The 15,604-nt window shown below is 49.8% G+C and carries 17 protein-coding genes; all 17 read left to right on the top strand.

The window, feature by feature from the left end; all coding sequences use genetic code 11:
• Position 1 precedes the first annotated feature (1 nt).
• Positions 2–676, top strand: a complete 675-nt coding sequence (locus tag AC4PHM_RS08160) for a class I SAM-dependent methyltransferase (protein ID WP_492020402.1) — start codon at positions 2–4, stop codon at positions 674–676.
• Positions 646–912, top strand: a complete 267-nt coding sequence (locus tag AC4PHM_RS08155) for a YkoF family thiamine/hydroxymethylpyrimidine-binding protein (protein ID WP_492020400.1) — start codon at positions 646–648, stop codon at positions 910–912. The genes AC4PHM_RS08160 and AC4PHM_RS08155 overlap by 31 nt, the downstream gene beginning before the upstream one ends.
• Before the next feature lie 181 nt (positions 913–1,093).
• Positions 1,094–1,570 (top strand): glycine/sarcosine/betaine reductase complex selenoprotein A, encoded by a 477-nt coding sequence (grdA, locus tag AC4PHM_RS08150; RefSeq protein ID WP_492020398.1) that lies wholly within the window; start codon positions 1,094–1,096, stop codon positions 1,568–1,570.
• A 243-nt stretch (positions 1,571–1,813) separates the two neighbouring features.
• Positions 1,814–2,389 (top strand): DUF937 domain-containing protein, encoded by a 576-nt coding sequence (locus tag AC4PHM_RS08145; RefSeq protein WP_492020397.1) that lies wholly within the window; start codon positions 1,814–1,816, stop codon positions 2,387–2,389.
• A gap of 414 nt (positions 2,390–2,803) precedes the next feature.
• Positions 2,804–2,950, top strand: coding sequence for a hypothetical protein (locus tag AC4PHM_RS08140; RefSeq protein WP_492020396.1), 147 nt, complete (start codon positions 2,804–2,806; stop codon positions 2,948–2,950).
• A 255-nt stretch (positions 2,951–3,205) separates the two neighbouring features.
• Positions 3,206–3,685 (top strand): DUF1801 domain-containing protein, encoded by a 480-nt coding sequence (locus AC4PHM_RS08135; protein ID WP_492020395.1) that lies wholly within the window; start codon positions 3,206–3,208, stop codon positions 3,683–3,685.
• A 34-nt stretch (positions 3,686–3,719) separates the two neighbouring features.
• Complete coding sequence (locus AC4PHM_RS08130; RefSeq protein WP_492020394.1) at positions 3,720–3,890, top strand: hypothetical protein; 171 nt, start codon at positions 3,720–3,722, stop codon at positions 3,888–3,890.
• A 52-nt stretch (positions 3,891–3,942) separates the two neighbouring features.
• Positions 3,943–6,006, top strand: a complete 2,064-nt coding sequence (locus AC4PHM_RS08125; protein ID WP_492020393.1) for an alpha-amylase family glycosyl hydrolase — start codon at positions 3,943–3,945, stop codon at positions 6,004–6,006.
• Between the two features lie 62 nt (positions 6,007–6,068).
• Positions 6,069–7,067 (top strand): hypothetical protein, encoded by a 999-nt coding sequence (locus AC4PHM_RS08120; RefSeq protein WP_492020392.1) that lies wholly within the window; start codon positions 6,069–6,071, stop codon positions 7,065–7,067.
• On the top strand, positions 7,060–7,635 hold the full coding sequence (locus AC4PHM_RS08115; RefSeq protein ID WP_492020391.1) for a YdeI/OmpD-associated family protein: 576 nt from the start codon (positions 7,060–7,062) through the stop codon (positions 7,633–7,635). Before AC4PHM_RS08120 ends, AC4PHM_RS08115 begins: the two co-directional genes overlap by 8 nt.
• Before the next feature lie 207 nt (positions 7,636–7,842).
• Positions 7,843–8,205 carry a Na-translocating system protein MpsC family protein gene (locus AC4PHM_RS08110; RefSeq protein WP_291400089.1) on the top strand — a complete coding sequence of 121 codons (363 nt, stop codon included), beginning with the start codon at positions 7,843–7,845 and terminating at the stop codon, positions 8,203–8,205.
• Positions 8,206–8,343: 138 nt separating this feature from the next.
• Complete coding sequence (locus tag AC4PHM_RS08105; RefSeq protein ID WP_492020390.1) at positions 8,344–9,582, top strand: 5-(carboxyamino)imidazole ribonucleotide synthase; 1,239 nt, start codon at positions 8,344–8,346, stop codon at positions 9,580–9,582.
• Positions 9,579–10,118, top strand: coding sequence for a 5-(carboxyamino)imidazole ribonucleotide mutase (purE, locus tag AC4PHM_RS08100; protein ID WP_492020388.1), 540 nt, complete (start codon positions 9,579–9,581; stop codon positions 10,116–10,118). The genes AC4PHM_RS08105 and purE overlap by 4 nt, the downstream gene beginning before the upstream one ends.
• Positions 10,115–11,374: an L-lactate MFS transporter gene (locus tag AC4PHM_RS08095; protein ID WP_492020387.1), complete on the top strand. Its 1,260-nt coding sequence runs from the start codon at positions 10,115–10,117 to the stop codon at positions 11,372–11,374. The genes purE and AC4PHM_RS08095 overlap by 4 nt, the downstream gene beginning before the upstream one ends.
• A gap of 461 nt (positions 11,375–11,835) precedes the next feature.
• Entirely contained in the window at positions 11,836–12,405 is a 570-nt protein-coding gene (locus AC4PHM_RS08090; RefSeq protein ID WP_492020386.1) for an NADH-quinone oxidoreductase subunit NuoE family protein, read from the top strand.
• Positions 12,398–13,783: a complex I 51 kDa subunit family protein gene (locus tag AC4PHM_RS08085; protein WP_492020385.1), complete on the top strand. Its 1,386-nt coding sequence runs from the start codon at positions 12,398–12,400 to the stop codon at positions 13,781–13,783. The genes AC4PHM_RS08090 and AC4PHM_RS08085 overlap by 8 nt, the downstream gene beginning before the upstream one ends.
• Positions 13,780–15,519 (top strand): NADH-dependent [FeFe] hydrogenase, group A6, encoded by a 1,740-nt coding sequence (locus AC4PHM_RS08080; protein ID WP_492020384.1) that lies wholly within the window; start codon positions 13,780–13,782, stop codon positions 15,517–15,519. Before AC4PHM_RS08085 ends, AC4PHM_RS08080 begins: the two co-directional genes overlap by 4 nt.
• Positions 15,520–15,604 lie beyond the last annotated feature (85 nt).

Below are 15,604 nucleotides of genomic sequence, written 5' to 3'. Positions count from 1 at the left end.
TATGACAATATTCAATGAAGTCGCAACAGACTACGACCAGTGGTACACGACCAAGATGGGGCGATTTGTGGATGAAGTTGAAACTGCCTGCGCTTTCGAACTCTTTTTGCCGAAGCCAGATCAAAAGATTCTGGATGTTGGATGCGGGACTGGAAACTTCTCGATCAAGCTGGCTGAAAAAGGCGCTATTGTCACGGGTATTGATGTTTCGGAGGAAATGCTCAGCATCGCAAGATCCAAAACAGGTGAATTGCCCATCACCTACGAAAATATGGATTTATACCAGCTTGAGTTTGAGGACAACACCTTCGACGCTGTTTTTTCCATGGCAGCCTTTGAATTTGTAAAGGATCCGGAGCGGGCACTCGGTGAACTGTTCCGAGTCCTTAAGCCGGGTGGCAGTCTTATGGTGGGGACCATTCACCTGAACTCCTCCTGGGGCCGGCTTTATACCTTGGAGTATTTCCAGAAGGAAACAGTGTTCAGGCACGCAGCCTTCAAAACCTTGGAGGAAATGGCGGCCTATCACACCGAGGTTTTGAAGCAAACCAAAGAGTGTTTGTTTTTGCCGCCGGACACTCCGGAAGAACACATTAGCATGGAAACTGAGCATCAGTTCAGTGCCAACAACAGAGGAGGATTCATATGTCTTCTATGGGAAAAGCTGCGGGCATAGTCGGCGCCCAGGTGATCTTCACGCCTGTTCAAACATCTGACGTTGAGGCAGCCGTAGAGAGCGCATTGAAAGTGATTCATAACTTCCCGCTGACCATTGAAACGAACGCCATGGCCACGCTGATCAGAGGCGATCTGGAGACCATTCTCGATATGGTCAGCGCGCTTTACAAAGCAATGGACAGCCAGGGGGTATTCACGCTGGATCTCAGACTCTCCAATACTTGTGGCATTTAGCGGTTCCAGGCGCCGATTTTCTTCGAAACAAAATAAATATCCAAAAGTATCACGAAATAACTTGAACATGTTTATAAAATAACTATAATTAAATTATCAGATAAAAGTTTCTGATTAAAACGAAATGGGTATAAAAAATCTCAATCCACGTCTAGTGGAAAAATAGGAAAGGATGGGATGAATGAGCATTTTAGCCAACAAGAAAGTGATCATCATTGGCGACCGCGACGGTGTTCCGGGCCAAGCGATCGAAGAATGCGTCAAAACGAATAGCGAAGCGACCGTCGTCTATTCCGCAACAGAGTGTTTCGTCTGAACGGCTGCAGGGGCCATGGATTTGGAGAATCAGAACAGGGTTAAATCTTTAGCGGATGAGTACGGACATGAGAATGTCGTCGTCATCTTCGGCGCAGCAGAAGCAGAATCAGCTGGTCTTGCAGCTGAGACCGTCACCAACGGTGACCCAACGTTTGCAGGAAGCCTTGCAGGCGTGGCACTTGGACTTTCTGTCTACCACGCGGTAGAGCCTGAGTTCAAGGCTGACGTAGACGCAGACGTCTACGAAGAGCAGATCGGCATGATGGAAATGGTCCTCAACGTGGACGACATCATTGCTGAGATGAGCAATATGAGAACGTCTTACTGCAAATACCTCTAAAACCTTAGCCGATAGTTTAGAGGCACCAAGCGCACCAAAGCAACACATAGCAATACAAAAACCCTGATTAAAACCCTGATGAATCCAAAATCCATGCTATACATGGTTCGGTCGAGCCATGAAATTATTGAGAACCTATAAGAGGAAGTTGGTGTCCTGAAGCCAGCTTCCTCTTTTAATTTACATATTTTCTAACTAAATGGGTAAACATAACTCACATAAACAAAAAAGGAGGCAATTTTAATGAATCTAATGGATCTGATTTCTGGTCAGCTTAATAATCCGGCAGCCCTCAACAAGTTGGGGCAATCTGTAGGCGCTAATCCTGAGCAAGTAGAGCAGCTCGCTAAAATAGGTCTTCCGACCCTCATGAAAGCACTCGGACAAAATGCCAGCACGCCTGAAGGCGCTTCCGCCCTCGCGAAGGCACTTGAACGGCACGAAGAGGATGATGTGGATGACCTGGACGGTTTTCTCGGCAAAGTGGATCAAAACGATGGGGCCAAAATCCTTCAGCATGTTCTCGGAGGCAAGACACAGACCGTTCAAAATAATTTGGCCAGTCAAACCGGTCTAAAAAGCGACCAAGTCTCTGGTCTATTGACCCAGCTCGCACCTCTTGTCCTTGGTGCACTTGGACAGCAGAAGAAGAGCCAAAACCTCGACGCCTCCGGCATTTCAAATATGCTCAGCGGCGTCATGTCAGGTGACGGCAATGATTTAATGGGGATGGCATCAAAGATTCTTGATGCTGACAAAGACGGCGACATTATGGACGACATTGGGAATCTGATTGGCGGATTCATGAAAAAAAGATAGAGGAATTAATTGAAGTTTATTCAAAAACAGTAACTAGGTGTCTGACACCCAGTTTCAACACCCAGTTTCATACAAAAACAAAGACAGCTTGCTGATTGGGACCATCGGCATGCTGTTTTTGTTTTTGAATAGTAGCAGCAAAGTAGTTTGGGTATTAACGAACAACACCTATAAAGTGCAGCATAAATAAAATTTTTAATGTTTATTTTTCCACCGTCACATAATACAAATCTCTAAAAGACTGAAAATTCAGGCTTTTCAGAGAATAAGCATTAGTAGACATACAAACCGATTCTGTTCACTAAATAACGATGCTTTATTTTTAGTGCAAGATATGGTTAAAATGGTTGTAACCTAAGAAAACAAATTGCGGGAGACGGCTAATGCCAATCCCTAAAGAAGGAGCTGGATTAAATGGACAATTTGAGATGTGAAGAAAGAGTAAAAGAACTCGAGGAAATGCTCAAGGAAAAGGATCAGCAAATCCGTCAGCTTAAAGAAGAAATGAGAGTCAAAGACGTTCAGTGCCACAGACTGGCTCATGAGGGATCCGATTTCTAGGCGAAATTCCTACATAATTTAACTGCAAACTCCTTTCCAATCTGATTGGGAGGGAGTTTTTTTTGGTGCGCCCGGCATGGGCGCACGCTCATAATAGGGCATGGCGAGAAATGTGACTGCTGCATTGCCATTCTTACCTTACCTTCACCCGGAAATCCGGAGAACAGAGGACGATTTACTGCTAACGATCTGCATAAACATCTGGAATGGGGTATATATGCTTTAGTTGGTTCAAAACGAGGAGGGATAATAGTCTTGAATTCCGATTTGGAAGTCAAAAAAGCAAAAACACCTGAAGAATACCTGGATAGTCTACCTGCAGCACATCGAGAGGCTGTAGAAAAACTGAGGACAGTGATTCTGGAAAATTTGCCCGATGGTTTCGAAGAGGTCATAAGCTATGGCATGCTCGGCTACGTCGTGCCGCACACGCTTTATCCTGCCGGTTACCACGTCAATCCCAAGGAACCGCTGCCTTTTATCAATTTGGCCTCACAAAAGCAGCATATCGCGTTCTACCATATGGGAATCTACGCTTTGCCGGATCTCTTGGCATGGTTCGAAAAGGAATATGCCTCAAGGGCGGAGGGTAAGCTCGACATGGGGAAAAGCTGCATAAGATTCAAAAAACCAGACGCGATCCCCTACGACCTGATCGCGGAGCTATGCGCAAAAATTACCGTGGAACAATATATCCGACTCTATGAAGAGGGCAAAAAACCGCAACGTCGTTAGGGCCTGAAAAGAGAATAAAAAATGAGGTGGCGATATGGGAACAAAGAAAACCCGGGGCCTGGTCATGGCCATAGTGGGCGCTGCAATACTGATTTACAATGCGGTTGCCTATATTACCGGCATTTTTCACGGGCTGCCCGCCTTGACTATTTTTGGCCTGATTTCGGTGGCCGTTGGTTTTAAAATGTGGAGAAGTGAGACGTAAGGCTGCAGCATAGAAACATGACAACGAGCGATTGACCTATGGAGGCGATTTTATGGAGAGCAAAGTCAAGAAAAAAGAGAACGCTGCCAGTTCAACAAACGTGAATCCGGATCTCGGAATTTTCAAGCTCGATCCTTGGGTAAAACCCTATGAAGAAGATATCGCGCTCAGAATGAGGCGTTATGAAGGCGTTCGAAAATCACTGCTTGGCGAGACAGGCACCTTTAAGGACTTTGCCAATGGTCACCACCACTTCGGTCTTCATCCTTTTGGCGATGGCTGGGTTTACCGCGAATGGGCTCCGTCCGCCTTCGCGCTCTATTTGATGGGGGACTTCAACGGCTGGAACAGGGATTCCCACCCTCTCGAGAATAAAGGTGACGGCACCTGGGAAATTTACATTCCTGGACACGACGCACTGAAGCACGAATCCCGCGTCAAGGTCAGGGTAGTCGCCAGAAACGGTGACCGGGACCGCATTCCGCTCTACATACGAAAGGTCATTCAGGACACGAGAACCCATGACTTCAGCGGACAGATCTGGGCGCCTGAGGTGCCGTTTCACTGGACTGATGAGGATTTTAAACTTGATCCGTCCAGAGCGCCCTTGATTTATGAAGCGCATATTGGTATGGCGCAGGAAAAGGAGACCATCGGCAGCTATAAGGAATTTGAAGAGGTGATCCTGCCCCGAATCAAGGCCCAGGGCTACAATACCGTTCAAATTATGGCAGTCATGGAGCATCCTTATTACGCGTCCTTTGGCTATCACGTCTCAAATTATTTCGCGCCGTCCTCCTGGTTCGGAAATCCCGAAGAACTGAAGAGCCTGATCAATAAGGCTCACAGCATGGGCATTGCTGTTCTGATGGATATGGTTCAGTCTCATACCATCAAGAATTTCGCAGAAGGCATCAATGAATTCGACGGCACCGCAACTCAGTTTTTCCACCATGGCGCCCGGGGACATCACAGTGCCTGGGACTCCAAACTCTTTGATTATGGAAAGCACAGCGTGATCCATTTTCTCCTGTCCAGCATCAAATACTGGTTGGAGGAGTTTCACTTTGACGGATTCCGCTTTGACGGCGTGACCTCCATGCTCTACCACGACCATGGTCTTGGAACGTCCTTCGACGATTATGCCAAGTACTTCAGCCTGAATACCGACATTGATGCGGTGACTTATCTGCAGTTCGCGAATGAACTGATCAAGTCGCTGCGGCCGGATGCGATTTCGATTGCCGAGGACATGAGCGGCATGCCGGGAATGTGTCTGCCTATCCAAGACGGCGGAATAGGCTTTGACTACCGTCTTGCCATGGGGATACCGGACTTTTGGGTGAATACCCTGAAGAAAAAGGATGAAGACTGGAGTGTCGGGCAGCTATGGTACGAGCTGAGTACCAGCCGGCCGGGCGAGAAGCGCATAGGGTACGTCGAATCCCATGACCAGGCTCTCGTTGGCGACAAGACGCTGATCTTCAGGATGGCGGATAAAGATATGTATTGGCACATGAATAAAAAGAGCCCTAGCCTGGTCATTGAGCGCGCTGTGGCGCTACACAAGATGATCCGCCTGATCACCATTTCCATGGGCAGCGAAGGATATCTGAATTTTATGGGCAACGAATTTGGCCATCCGGAGTGGATTGACTTCCCACGCGAAGGGAATAACTGGAGCTTTAAGCACTGCCGACGTCTCTGGAGCCTCGCGGATAATCCATTCCTCAGATACGAGGATTTAAAGCATTTTGATATTGCCATGATTCACCTGATGAGCGATAATTCGCTGATGGGCGGCGGTGTACCTCAGCCACTGTGGATCGATCAGAAGAAGAAGATCATAGCCTATAAGAAAAAGGACTATATTTTCATTTTCAACTTCCACTCAACGGATCCGCAGGTTGAGTTTGAGCTGCCAATTCATGAAACGGGGCGTTACAAAGTGCTCATGGACACGGATGAAGCCAGGTTTGGAGGACATTCGCGCATTTCTCATGACGTGATTTATGAGGTCAAAACACTGCCGGGGCTGAAGCAGCAGACCGGTATTCAGATCTACCTGCCAAACCGTACGGCTATGGTACTGAAGAAAGTGACGCTTCAGGATTAGAGTGTTTTTGAGTTTGGGGTCAGGCACTGTAACATTTTTGCATCATAAGCGAGGTGGAGATCATGGAGATTTGGCCGGCTTTGATCAATGCATCTGAGCCTTGGGTCCGGTACAGGGCGCTCAAGGATTTATATGGCTATGACGAGACCCAAGAAGCGGTTACTTCCGCCAGATCCGCCATGATTGCACATCCGCTGGTCCAGTCGCTGATCCTTGAGCTGCAGTCCTGGCCGGGTGTGGTTCTCAGCAGCCACAAAAGCGCCAGCCAGCACTATCACAAGCTGGCATTTCTGGCGGACCTGGGTCTGACCCGAGAGGATCCCGGAATTCCTGAAATACTCAACCATGTGCTCAGTCATATAACAGAGGAAGGTTTAGTGACTCTGCCGATGGTCATCCCAACACATTACGGCGGCAGCGGCCAGGAAACCTGGGGGTGGGCACTGTGTGACGCGCCAACCAGCCTTTATGCCTTAGCCAAAATGGGATACAAGGAAGACCCTCGGATTCTCAAAGGCCGGGACTATCTCCTGAGTCTGGCAAGAGACAACGGCTGGCCATGTAAAGTCTCAAAAGAACTCGGGACTTTCAGAGGCCCTGGCAGAAAAGAGGATCCATGCCCCTATGTGAACCTGATTATCTTGAAATGTCTGGCGCTGTATGACGACACCTCATGTCGTGAAGCGGCGAGGACAGGGATTGAGACACTCCTTGACTTGTGGGTGAACAGCAGGACAAAACATCCTTATATCTTTTACATGGGTTCTGACTTTCGTAAGTTGAAGTTGCCCTTCATCTGGTATGACATTCTGCATGTCCTTGAGGTGCTGTCTCAGTTTGAGGTCGCGGTTAGAGATGAGCGGTTTGCGGAGATGCTGTCCTTAGTCCTGGACAAAACAGACGGAGAAGGATTGTATACGCCGGAATCTATCTGGCAGCCTTGGAAAGGCTGGGATTTTGGGCAAAAGAAGAAGCCCTCTCTGTGGATGACCTTTGTTATTCAAAGGATTCAGAAGCGGGTGGAGGACTACAGGCTGAGCGAGGTATCCGGCCATGACTGAGTTTAAGCAGATTCGACATTTTCCGACGTCTGGTGCATGGAGGCAGTGGCTTGAGTTGAATCACGAGAAAGAAAAAGATATTTGGGTCTTAATAAAAAAGGCAAAGTCTGACGCGGTGGGCATTCGCCTTGAGGAAGCGGTGACGGAAGCGCTTTGTTTTGGCTGGATTGACAGTATTATGCGCAGCGTGGACTCAGATTATTTTATGCTTCATTTCACACCAAGAAAGCCCGGAAGCGTATGGTCTAAGATTAATCGCGACAGGGTTTGCCGGCTTATTGAGCAGGGAAGAATGACTGAAACCGGGATGGAAAGTGTGCGCGCCGCCAAGGAAAGCGGATGGTGGGATTTGGCTTACTCTTCCAAAGAAAAGCCGGATTGTCCTGATGACTTAAGGCTTGAGCTGGCTGCTCAACCAGGCGCTTTGGAGGCTTTTGAAGCATGGCGTTACACCGAGCAGTCCAGGTGGATCATTTGGGTCAATTTGTCAAAGAGTCTGGAGACGAGAAAAAAACGCATTCGCATTGTCGTTGAAATGGCAAATCAGAAGGAAGTTGAGGAAGACTAGAGCACTTAAAATATAAAAGCCAATTCAAAAAAGCGTACAAAAAAATAAAAATATAAATTATTGTTCGACAACTGCGGATTTTTATTCATTACAGTGTTGATTTTGATAGGGATTATGTGTTACAATGTGAAAAATCAATGAGAATGGTTTGCAGCGCATGAAACTCAAGAGACATGCCAACAGAATTATGAAGAGGTATACATTAGAATGACAAAAGGACAATTGGAAGCAAAAATTAGCGAAATCATAAGCAAGTTTGAGATTGAGCATATGGGCAGAGGGCCTGAGAAAATTAGGACCATAATATTCCAGGATTTAATCATTGTCAGAATTAAGGGATTTCTGAGCAAAGCGGAAACCAATCTCGCGACGAGCAAAGATGGCGTTGAATTGATTAAAAAAGTGAGGATGGCGCTCTTCGAAAGCTCGAGAGAGAACCTGGAGGAAGCTATTAAAGCGCTCATTGAGGTCAATGTGATCAGTACTTATTCAGATGTAAGCACTAAAACCGGTGAAAAACTCATTGGGATTGTAGTGGATCGCGATTTGGAAGAGCTTATTTCAAAATAGCAGGTCAAACTAAATTTCTAAAAAGTTGGAAGACACGTTGAAAGGTCATAGACCAGTTGACAGGTAAGCCAGCAACAAAAATCCGTACACTGCGGAGCTTTTGTTGTTGGCTTTTTTTATGTGTTTGGAGGATGAAAAATGAAATTACCTCAGTTGCCAGAATCGAAACAAGTCATTCAAATTGGGAAGCAAAACAGGATTAGAAGGCTGCACCCGCCGGGGAAAATTGGCATTATAGGCGGAGGACAGCTTGGCCGGATGCTTGCAGTCGAAGCGAAACGCATGGGTTACAGTGTCATTGTGCTGGATCCAAAGCCAAATTCACCTGCAGGCCAGGTGGCAGATCATCAGATCGTGGCGGCCTATTCAGATGGTGAAGCGTTGCTCAGCTTATCACAAAAAGTGGATGTGATGACTTACGAGTTTGAGCACATTGATCTTGAAGCATTGGCTCAGCTTGAGGCGGATGGTGCGTGCCTGATTCCATCGGCTAAAAGCCTTGGGCTCATACAGGACAAGGTTGTACAGAAGCGTTTTCTGAAGACGCATGGCATTCAGGTGCCGCCGTTTCAGAGGATAGAGTCACTGGAAGAACTGAAGGCGGCGTTTGTAGGGTTTGGCTGCAGGATGGTTCTGAAGACTTGCAGGGATGGCTACGACGGCAAAGGGACTCAGCTGGTTAAGTCGCAGGACCAGCTCGAGGCGGCATGGATGGTTTTCGAAGGCGAAGAGATCATGGCGGAAGCCTATGTGGATTACATTAAAGAAGTCTCCATCCTGGCCGCGAATGGGGCTTATGGTGTCGTACTCTACCCCATATCGGAAAATGTCCACAGAGACGGCATTTTAATTCATTCAAGTGTTCCTGCAGGCTTGCCAGAAAAAACTGAGTCTGAGATCCGGCGGGTGACAATGAAGATCATCGAGGCTATTGGCGACTATGGCATCTTTTGCGTTGAGTATTTTGTAGATGAGAATTTTAACATTTTGGTGAATGAAATTGCACCGCGTCCGCATAATTCCGGACATTACAGTATTGAGGCTTGCATCACTTCCCAGTTTGAACAGCTGCTCAGGGTGATCACAGGGATGCCGCTCGGGTCGAGTGCACTGCTGGCCCCATGTGCCATGTGGAATCTGCTCGGACAGGGCGAGGGCACAGGGGAATATAAGCTCAGAGGCACGGAGCACTTGATGGCAGAGGATGCTTGTTATTTGCATCTGTATGGAAAGAAGGAAACGGGTCCGCTGCGTAAGCTTGGTCATGTAACCGTGCTTGGGGAAAGTGCTGAAGCTGCGCGTTTTAAGGCCGAGACTCTTATGAAATCGATTTCGATTGAAGTCTTAGATGAAGAATTGGAGAGGGTGAGAGCGTGAATTATAATGTGAATCATAATGGGACGGACAGTGGCAAACCGCTCGTCGGGATTATCATGGGGAGTGAGTCCGACTTTCCGGTGATGAGGCTTGCGGCCCTAGAATTGAAATCCCTGGGGGTCCCCTTCGAGATCAAGGTGGTATCTGCCCACCGTACACCGGACCGCATGGTGGAATACTCAAAGTCAGCGGCCGATCGGGGACTTGAAGTCGTGATCGCAGGAGCCGGAGGCGCTGCGCACCTCCCGGGGATGGTCGCATCCATGACGACATTGCCTGTAATTGGGGTGCCTATTCAGCTTAAAACCTTGGAAGGGCTGGATGCGCTGTTGTCAATTGTCCAGATGCCCTCAGGAGTTCCGGTTGCGACGGTAGGTATCAATAATGCGAAAAACGCGGGGATCCTGGCAGCCAGAATGCTGAGTATCAAATATCCGTGGATCCGCGAGTGGTTGGAGGCGCGCATGGAGCAAATCAGGGATCAGGTCGTTTATGATCTGGAGGATAAATTCTACGAAAGTGAGGTCATGACATGATTCAGAATGCAGCTTTTTCCGGGACAGGTCGACAGACTTTCCGCTGGTTATATGTCCTGACAGGCAATCTTCTGATGATGTGCCTTGGAACGGTTTATGCCTGGAGTGTCTTTAGGATTCCTGTTGAACAGACCTTTGGCATTGGGACGACTTTGAGCGGATTGCCTTATATGGTGTCGCTGGCTTTTTATGCCTTGTTTATGCTGATCTCCGGAAAGTATTTGAGCCGCTTCAGCCCTCGGCTTGTCATAACAGTTGGTGCGCTGCTCATAAGTGCCGGTTGGATTGGGTCTGCTTATGCGTCCAATATCTATGTGCTGACACTTACTTATGGTGTTGTCATTGGCGCAGGGGTAGGTATTGCTTACGGTGTACCTATGGCAGTAGTGGCGAAGTGGTTCCCGGATAAAAAGGGGCTTGCGGTTGGATTGGTTCTTGTGGGGTTTGGATTGTCGCCCCTCGTAACTGCGCCTCTTGCGAGGCATCTGATTGAGATTTACGGGGGCATGCAGACGTTTAAACTACTGGGAGCAACTTTTGGTGTGATCATCCCCTTGTTGGCGTTTACTCTGTCCTATCCTCCCGAGCATTGGAATCCGGATCAAAAAACGAAACGCTTAACTTCCAAGGCAGACACAACCCAGGGAACTCGTCATGAGCGACAGATCGAATATCCATCTGCAGTCATGATAAAGACGAAATCTTTCAAAATTTTATATGCCGCTTTTTTGATCGGTACAATGATTGGCTTGATGCTCATAGGGATGACCGGAAAAGTTGCAGTTGAATGGGTAGGCCTCTCCCAGGGCGGTGCTGCACTTTTAATGTCCTTCTTCGCTGTGTTTAATGGCATTGGCAGACCCGCTTTTGGGTGGCTGACCGACCGCTTCTCCTTCAGGCGCGCTGCGATGCTCTCTTTTCTATCCATTATGATAGCATCCTTATTAATGATTATTTCGAATGGTTCAAGTCAGGTTGCCTTTGGCTTGGCATTTTCAATATTTTGGTTTAACCTGGGTGGCTGGCTGGCCATCGCACCAGCGTCAACCATGACTCTGTTTGGAACGCTCCATTACAGCCAAAATTACGGCGTGGTCTTTACGGCCTATGGTATAGGCGCCATAATCGGCGTCGTTAGTTCCGGGCTTTTGATAGATTGGTTTGGAGGCTATCCTACGATCTTCTACCTGGTGTTTGTTCTTGCAATGATTGGAAGTCTTGCGGTGAAGCTAGTGTCCGGTAAACACTCAACTTAGGCTTTGAAATTTCAGTATAATTGAGACCATACGACCTTAGCTTTGAAGCTGACTATGTTCAATGCGCTCAGTGTTGTGTGAGGGTCAAGGCAGTTAAAGAATGCAGTTGATGTAGAGTTTATGGAGCCGTGGCTTCCTAACTGGCATCAATTGCATTCTTTTTGTGACAACAGTTCTATACAAGGGCTACAGGACCTTTAGGATGAAGTGAAATTCAAATGCCTCCTTCAAGCCTCCACTTTTTCAGTCAGTGTGAAGAACCACATGACAGAAAAAAATGGAGGCTTTGTGTTGTTCGTTTCACAAATCAGCAATCTTGCTATGGCAAAGGCATTGGGTGTATAATTAACCTAATAAAGTTCATAATGTTCATAATGTAAAATAAGTAAATGGCTATTCGAATTCTCATCAACAGGTTTAGAATAGATCTCTGAAGTTTTCAATGAAAGCGAGGGCATCTTATGAACGCCAATGTGACGAATACAACCCGTGTAAACCAAAGTTCAGACCGTCTGTACAGACCTCTTGACACGACCATTCTCACTCTGGAACTGGCGACTCAGATCGACCACATCCTTGAGCGCTTCGCCAAGGACCCAACACGCCTGGTCGGCATGCTGCTCGACATCCAGGACATCACACCTATGCAGTATCTCCCAAAAGAGATCGCGGTTTATGTCGGTGAAAAACTCGACCTGCCCCTCAGCAGGGTTTATGATGTCATCTCATTTTACGAAGCGCTTTCGGATGTGCCCCAGGCGGACATTGTCATCCAGTATTGTGACAGCGTGGTGTGTAAGGTGACAGGAAACCATCGGCTAAAACATGCCTTGGAAGGGCTCCTGGGCATAAAAACCGGAGAGTCGTCAAAGGATGGAAAATATCATCTTGAGGCGGCGCCTTGCTTTGGGGCTTGCGATAGATCTCCGGCGATCCGGATCAATGGCGTTGTCTTCGGGCCCCTGAAGTCGGAAGAGGATGTCAAGGACGCCCTGGACTGCTATGAGAAAGGGGGCGGAGCGCGTGCTTAACACAGTCAGTTTTATTACAGCGCATTTTGACAAGTATAGTCCTGTCGACCTTGCCGGCTGCCTTGCCATTGGCGGGTTTGGCGGATTGAAGCGCGCCCTGGGTCTGACCCCGTCTGAACTCATCCAGATCATTGCGGAATCCGGCATTCAGGGGCGGGGCGGCGCCGCTTACAGCACCGGAATCAAGTGGCGTCAGGCCGCTGAAGTCCCGGGAGAGGACAAAGTCGTCATCTGCAACGCAGACGAGGGGGAGCCCTGCACCTTCAAGGACAGGACCCTGATGGAAAAGGACCCCTTCAGACTGCTCGAGGGCATGGCCATAGCAGGTTATGCGGTGGGCGCGAACCAAGGCTACATCTACCTCAGGGAGGAATACCGCCACTTGAGGCCAAGGCTCCAAAATGCCATAGACCAGGCAATAGCTAATCAGTGGCTAGGTGACCACATCCAAGGCACTGGCTTCAGCTTCGACATAACGCTCTATTCCGGCGCTGGGGCATACGTCTGCGGCGAAGGCTCCACCCTCATTGAATCCATGGAGGGCAAAAGCGGGCGACCGCGCATCAAGCCTCCGTTTATAAAGGAATGCGGACTCTTTCAAAAACCAACGTTGGTCAACAACGTGGAAACGCTGGCGGCCGCCGCGGCGATTCTGGATTTTGGCGCTGAGGCGTTTAAAGCGTACGGCACAGAGAAGTCGCCGGGAACGAAGCTGATCTCACTGGCAGGCAATGTCAGGCGGCCCGGTGCTTACGAGATCCCTTTTGGGATGACGCTCAGGGAGATTGTTGAAACCATCGGCGGCGGTCTTGAAGAGGGAAGGGCCCTCAGACTGGTACAATTGGGCGGGGCTTCGGGACGAATCGCGCCTGCGTCGCTGCTGGACACGCCCTATACTTACGAGGACCTGGCCAAGGCCGGGCTTGACGTAGGCTCAGGCGGTATTTTGGTGGTGGACGACCGCACTTCCGTCATTGAATTCCTTGAGTCCATCCAGGACTTTTTCATCCACGAAAGCTGTGGCAAATGCACGCCGTGCCGGGAAGGCAATCGACAGATCGGGCGGATCATTGCCCGATTTGCGGACGGCGCGCCAAGGCCGGATGACCTGGAAACCGCCAAACGCTTTGCGACCATTATGTCGAACTGCTCATTCTGCGGGCTGGGTGAGACGGCCCAGAGCGCGCTGCTTTCGGCGATTCGGCACTTTCCTGAGGCGTTTGAGCTTGGGGCGGTCGTAGAGGGGGTTGAGACCGAGACGGGTGTAAAGGCAAATGCTGATGGAAATACAAGTGCAAATGCGAGTGCGGCTGGGGTGGTTGTGGATGAAACCATCGGCCAAAACAGCTTTAAAGGCGAAAGGGGGGAGCGGGCATGAAGGACATTCAACTGACCATTGACCATAAGACGATCCGGGTGCCGGAGGGGACGACGGTGCTGGAGGCGGCAAAGAAGGTCGCGGTCAACATTCCGCACCTCTGCTACCATCCGGACCAGGAGATCAAAGCCAACTGCAGGATCTGCGTCGTGGAGGTGAAGGGCAGCCGTAAGCTGTCTGCCGCCTGCTCGACCCGGGTCTGGGAGGGCATGGAGGTTCTGACCAACACCAGAAAAGTCAGGGACATGCAGCGGGGGATCCTGGAGCTGATGCTGGCCAACCACAACCAGGACTGCCTGAAATGCCACCGCAACGGGAACTGCGAGCTGCAGGACCTCTGCGAGCGATTCAATATTTCGAGGACCCACCTGGAGGACGCGGTTGACGCGCTGCCCCTGGACAATACCAACCCGTCCCTGGTCAGGGATTCCAGCAAATGCATCAAGTGCGGGCGCTGTGTGGAAGCTTGCCAGAACGTTCAGGAGGTTCACGTCCTGACCCATTCCCACCGCTCCACCCGGTTCAACATTGCGCCAGCTTACGAAATGCCGCTGGAGGACACCCTCTGCGTTTTCTGCGGCCAGTGCGCGGCGGTGTGCCCGACCGGGGCTATCGTTGAGAAAGATGATACGGATCTGGTCTGGGAGGCCATTGAGGATCCTTCGAAGCACGTCATTGTGCAGGTGGCGCCTGCGGTGCGCGTGGCCCTCGGGGACGCCTTTGGCCTGCCAAAGGGCGAAATTGTCACGGGCAAGACTGTGGCAGCGCTGAGGCGGCTGGGCTTTGATCAGGTTTTCGACACCAACTTCACCGCGGACCTCACGATTATGGAGGAGTCGTCGGAGCTCCTTTCGAGGCTGTCACAGCTGTCAAAGGGAGAAAAAGCCGTTTTGCCGATGGTCACCTCATGTTCTCCCGGATGGATCAATTACATCGAGGGGGTTTTCGACGATCTGCTGGACCATCTGTCCACCTGCAAATCACCCCAGCAGATGTTTGGGGCGCTGTCAAAGACCTACTATGCGGAGCTGAAGGGGTTGGCGCCATCGGATATTTTCACGGTGTCTGTGATGCCTTGTACGGCGAAAAAATATGAAGCGGCCAGACCTGAAATGACTTCCGGAGGTGTTCGAGAGGTGGACGCGGTTTTAACGACCCGGGAGCTGGCGCGCATGATTGGTTCTGCCGGCATTGAGTTTGCTGAGATCGAGGAAGAAACCTTCGACAATCCATTTGGCATTGGTTCCGGCGCCGGCGCGATCTTTGGCGCTACAGGCGGCGTGACGGAGGCCGCGCTGCGCACAGCTTATGAAGTCGTGACCGGTCATGAGCTTGAGAGCTTGGAATTTAGAGAGGTCAGAGGCCTTGAGGGGATCAAGGAGGCGGAAGTTGCAATAGGGGACGAGGTCGTCCTCAGGGTTGCCGTCGCCAATGGTCTTTCCAATGCCAAGACGCTGATGACGCAGATTCGGCGTGGTGAGTCGCCTTATCACTTTATTGAGATCATGGCCTGTCCGGGCGGATGCCTGGGCGGCGGCGGACAGCCGATCCGCTCAACCAATAAAGTCAGGGAGAAGCGCATGGACGCCCTTTACAAGATTGATGAAGCACTGACAATCCGCAAGTCCCACAAGAATCCGGATGTCCTGAAGCTATATGAAACCTGGCTGGGAGAGCCCCTGGGCCATAAGTCCCACGAGCTGCTTCACACCCATTATCACAGCAGGGGGAAGTAGGGGATTTGAAGGTTGTGAAGGTTGGGGACGCGGACAGGTTTTGACTTGGGGACGCGGACGGTCATGAAATTGTAACATTGACTTG

This window comes from Acidaminobacter sp. QWL-03, from assembly GCF_058683855.1.
This window is presented reverse-complemented; position numbering and strand designations above follow the sequence as displayed.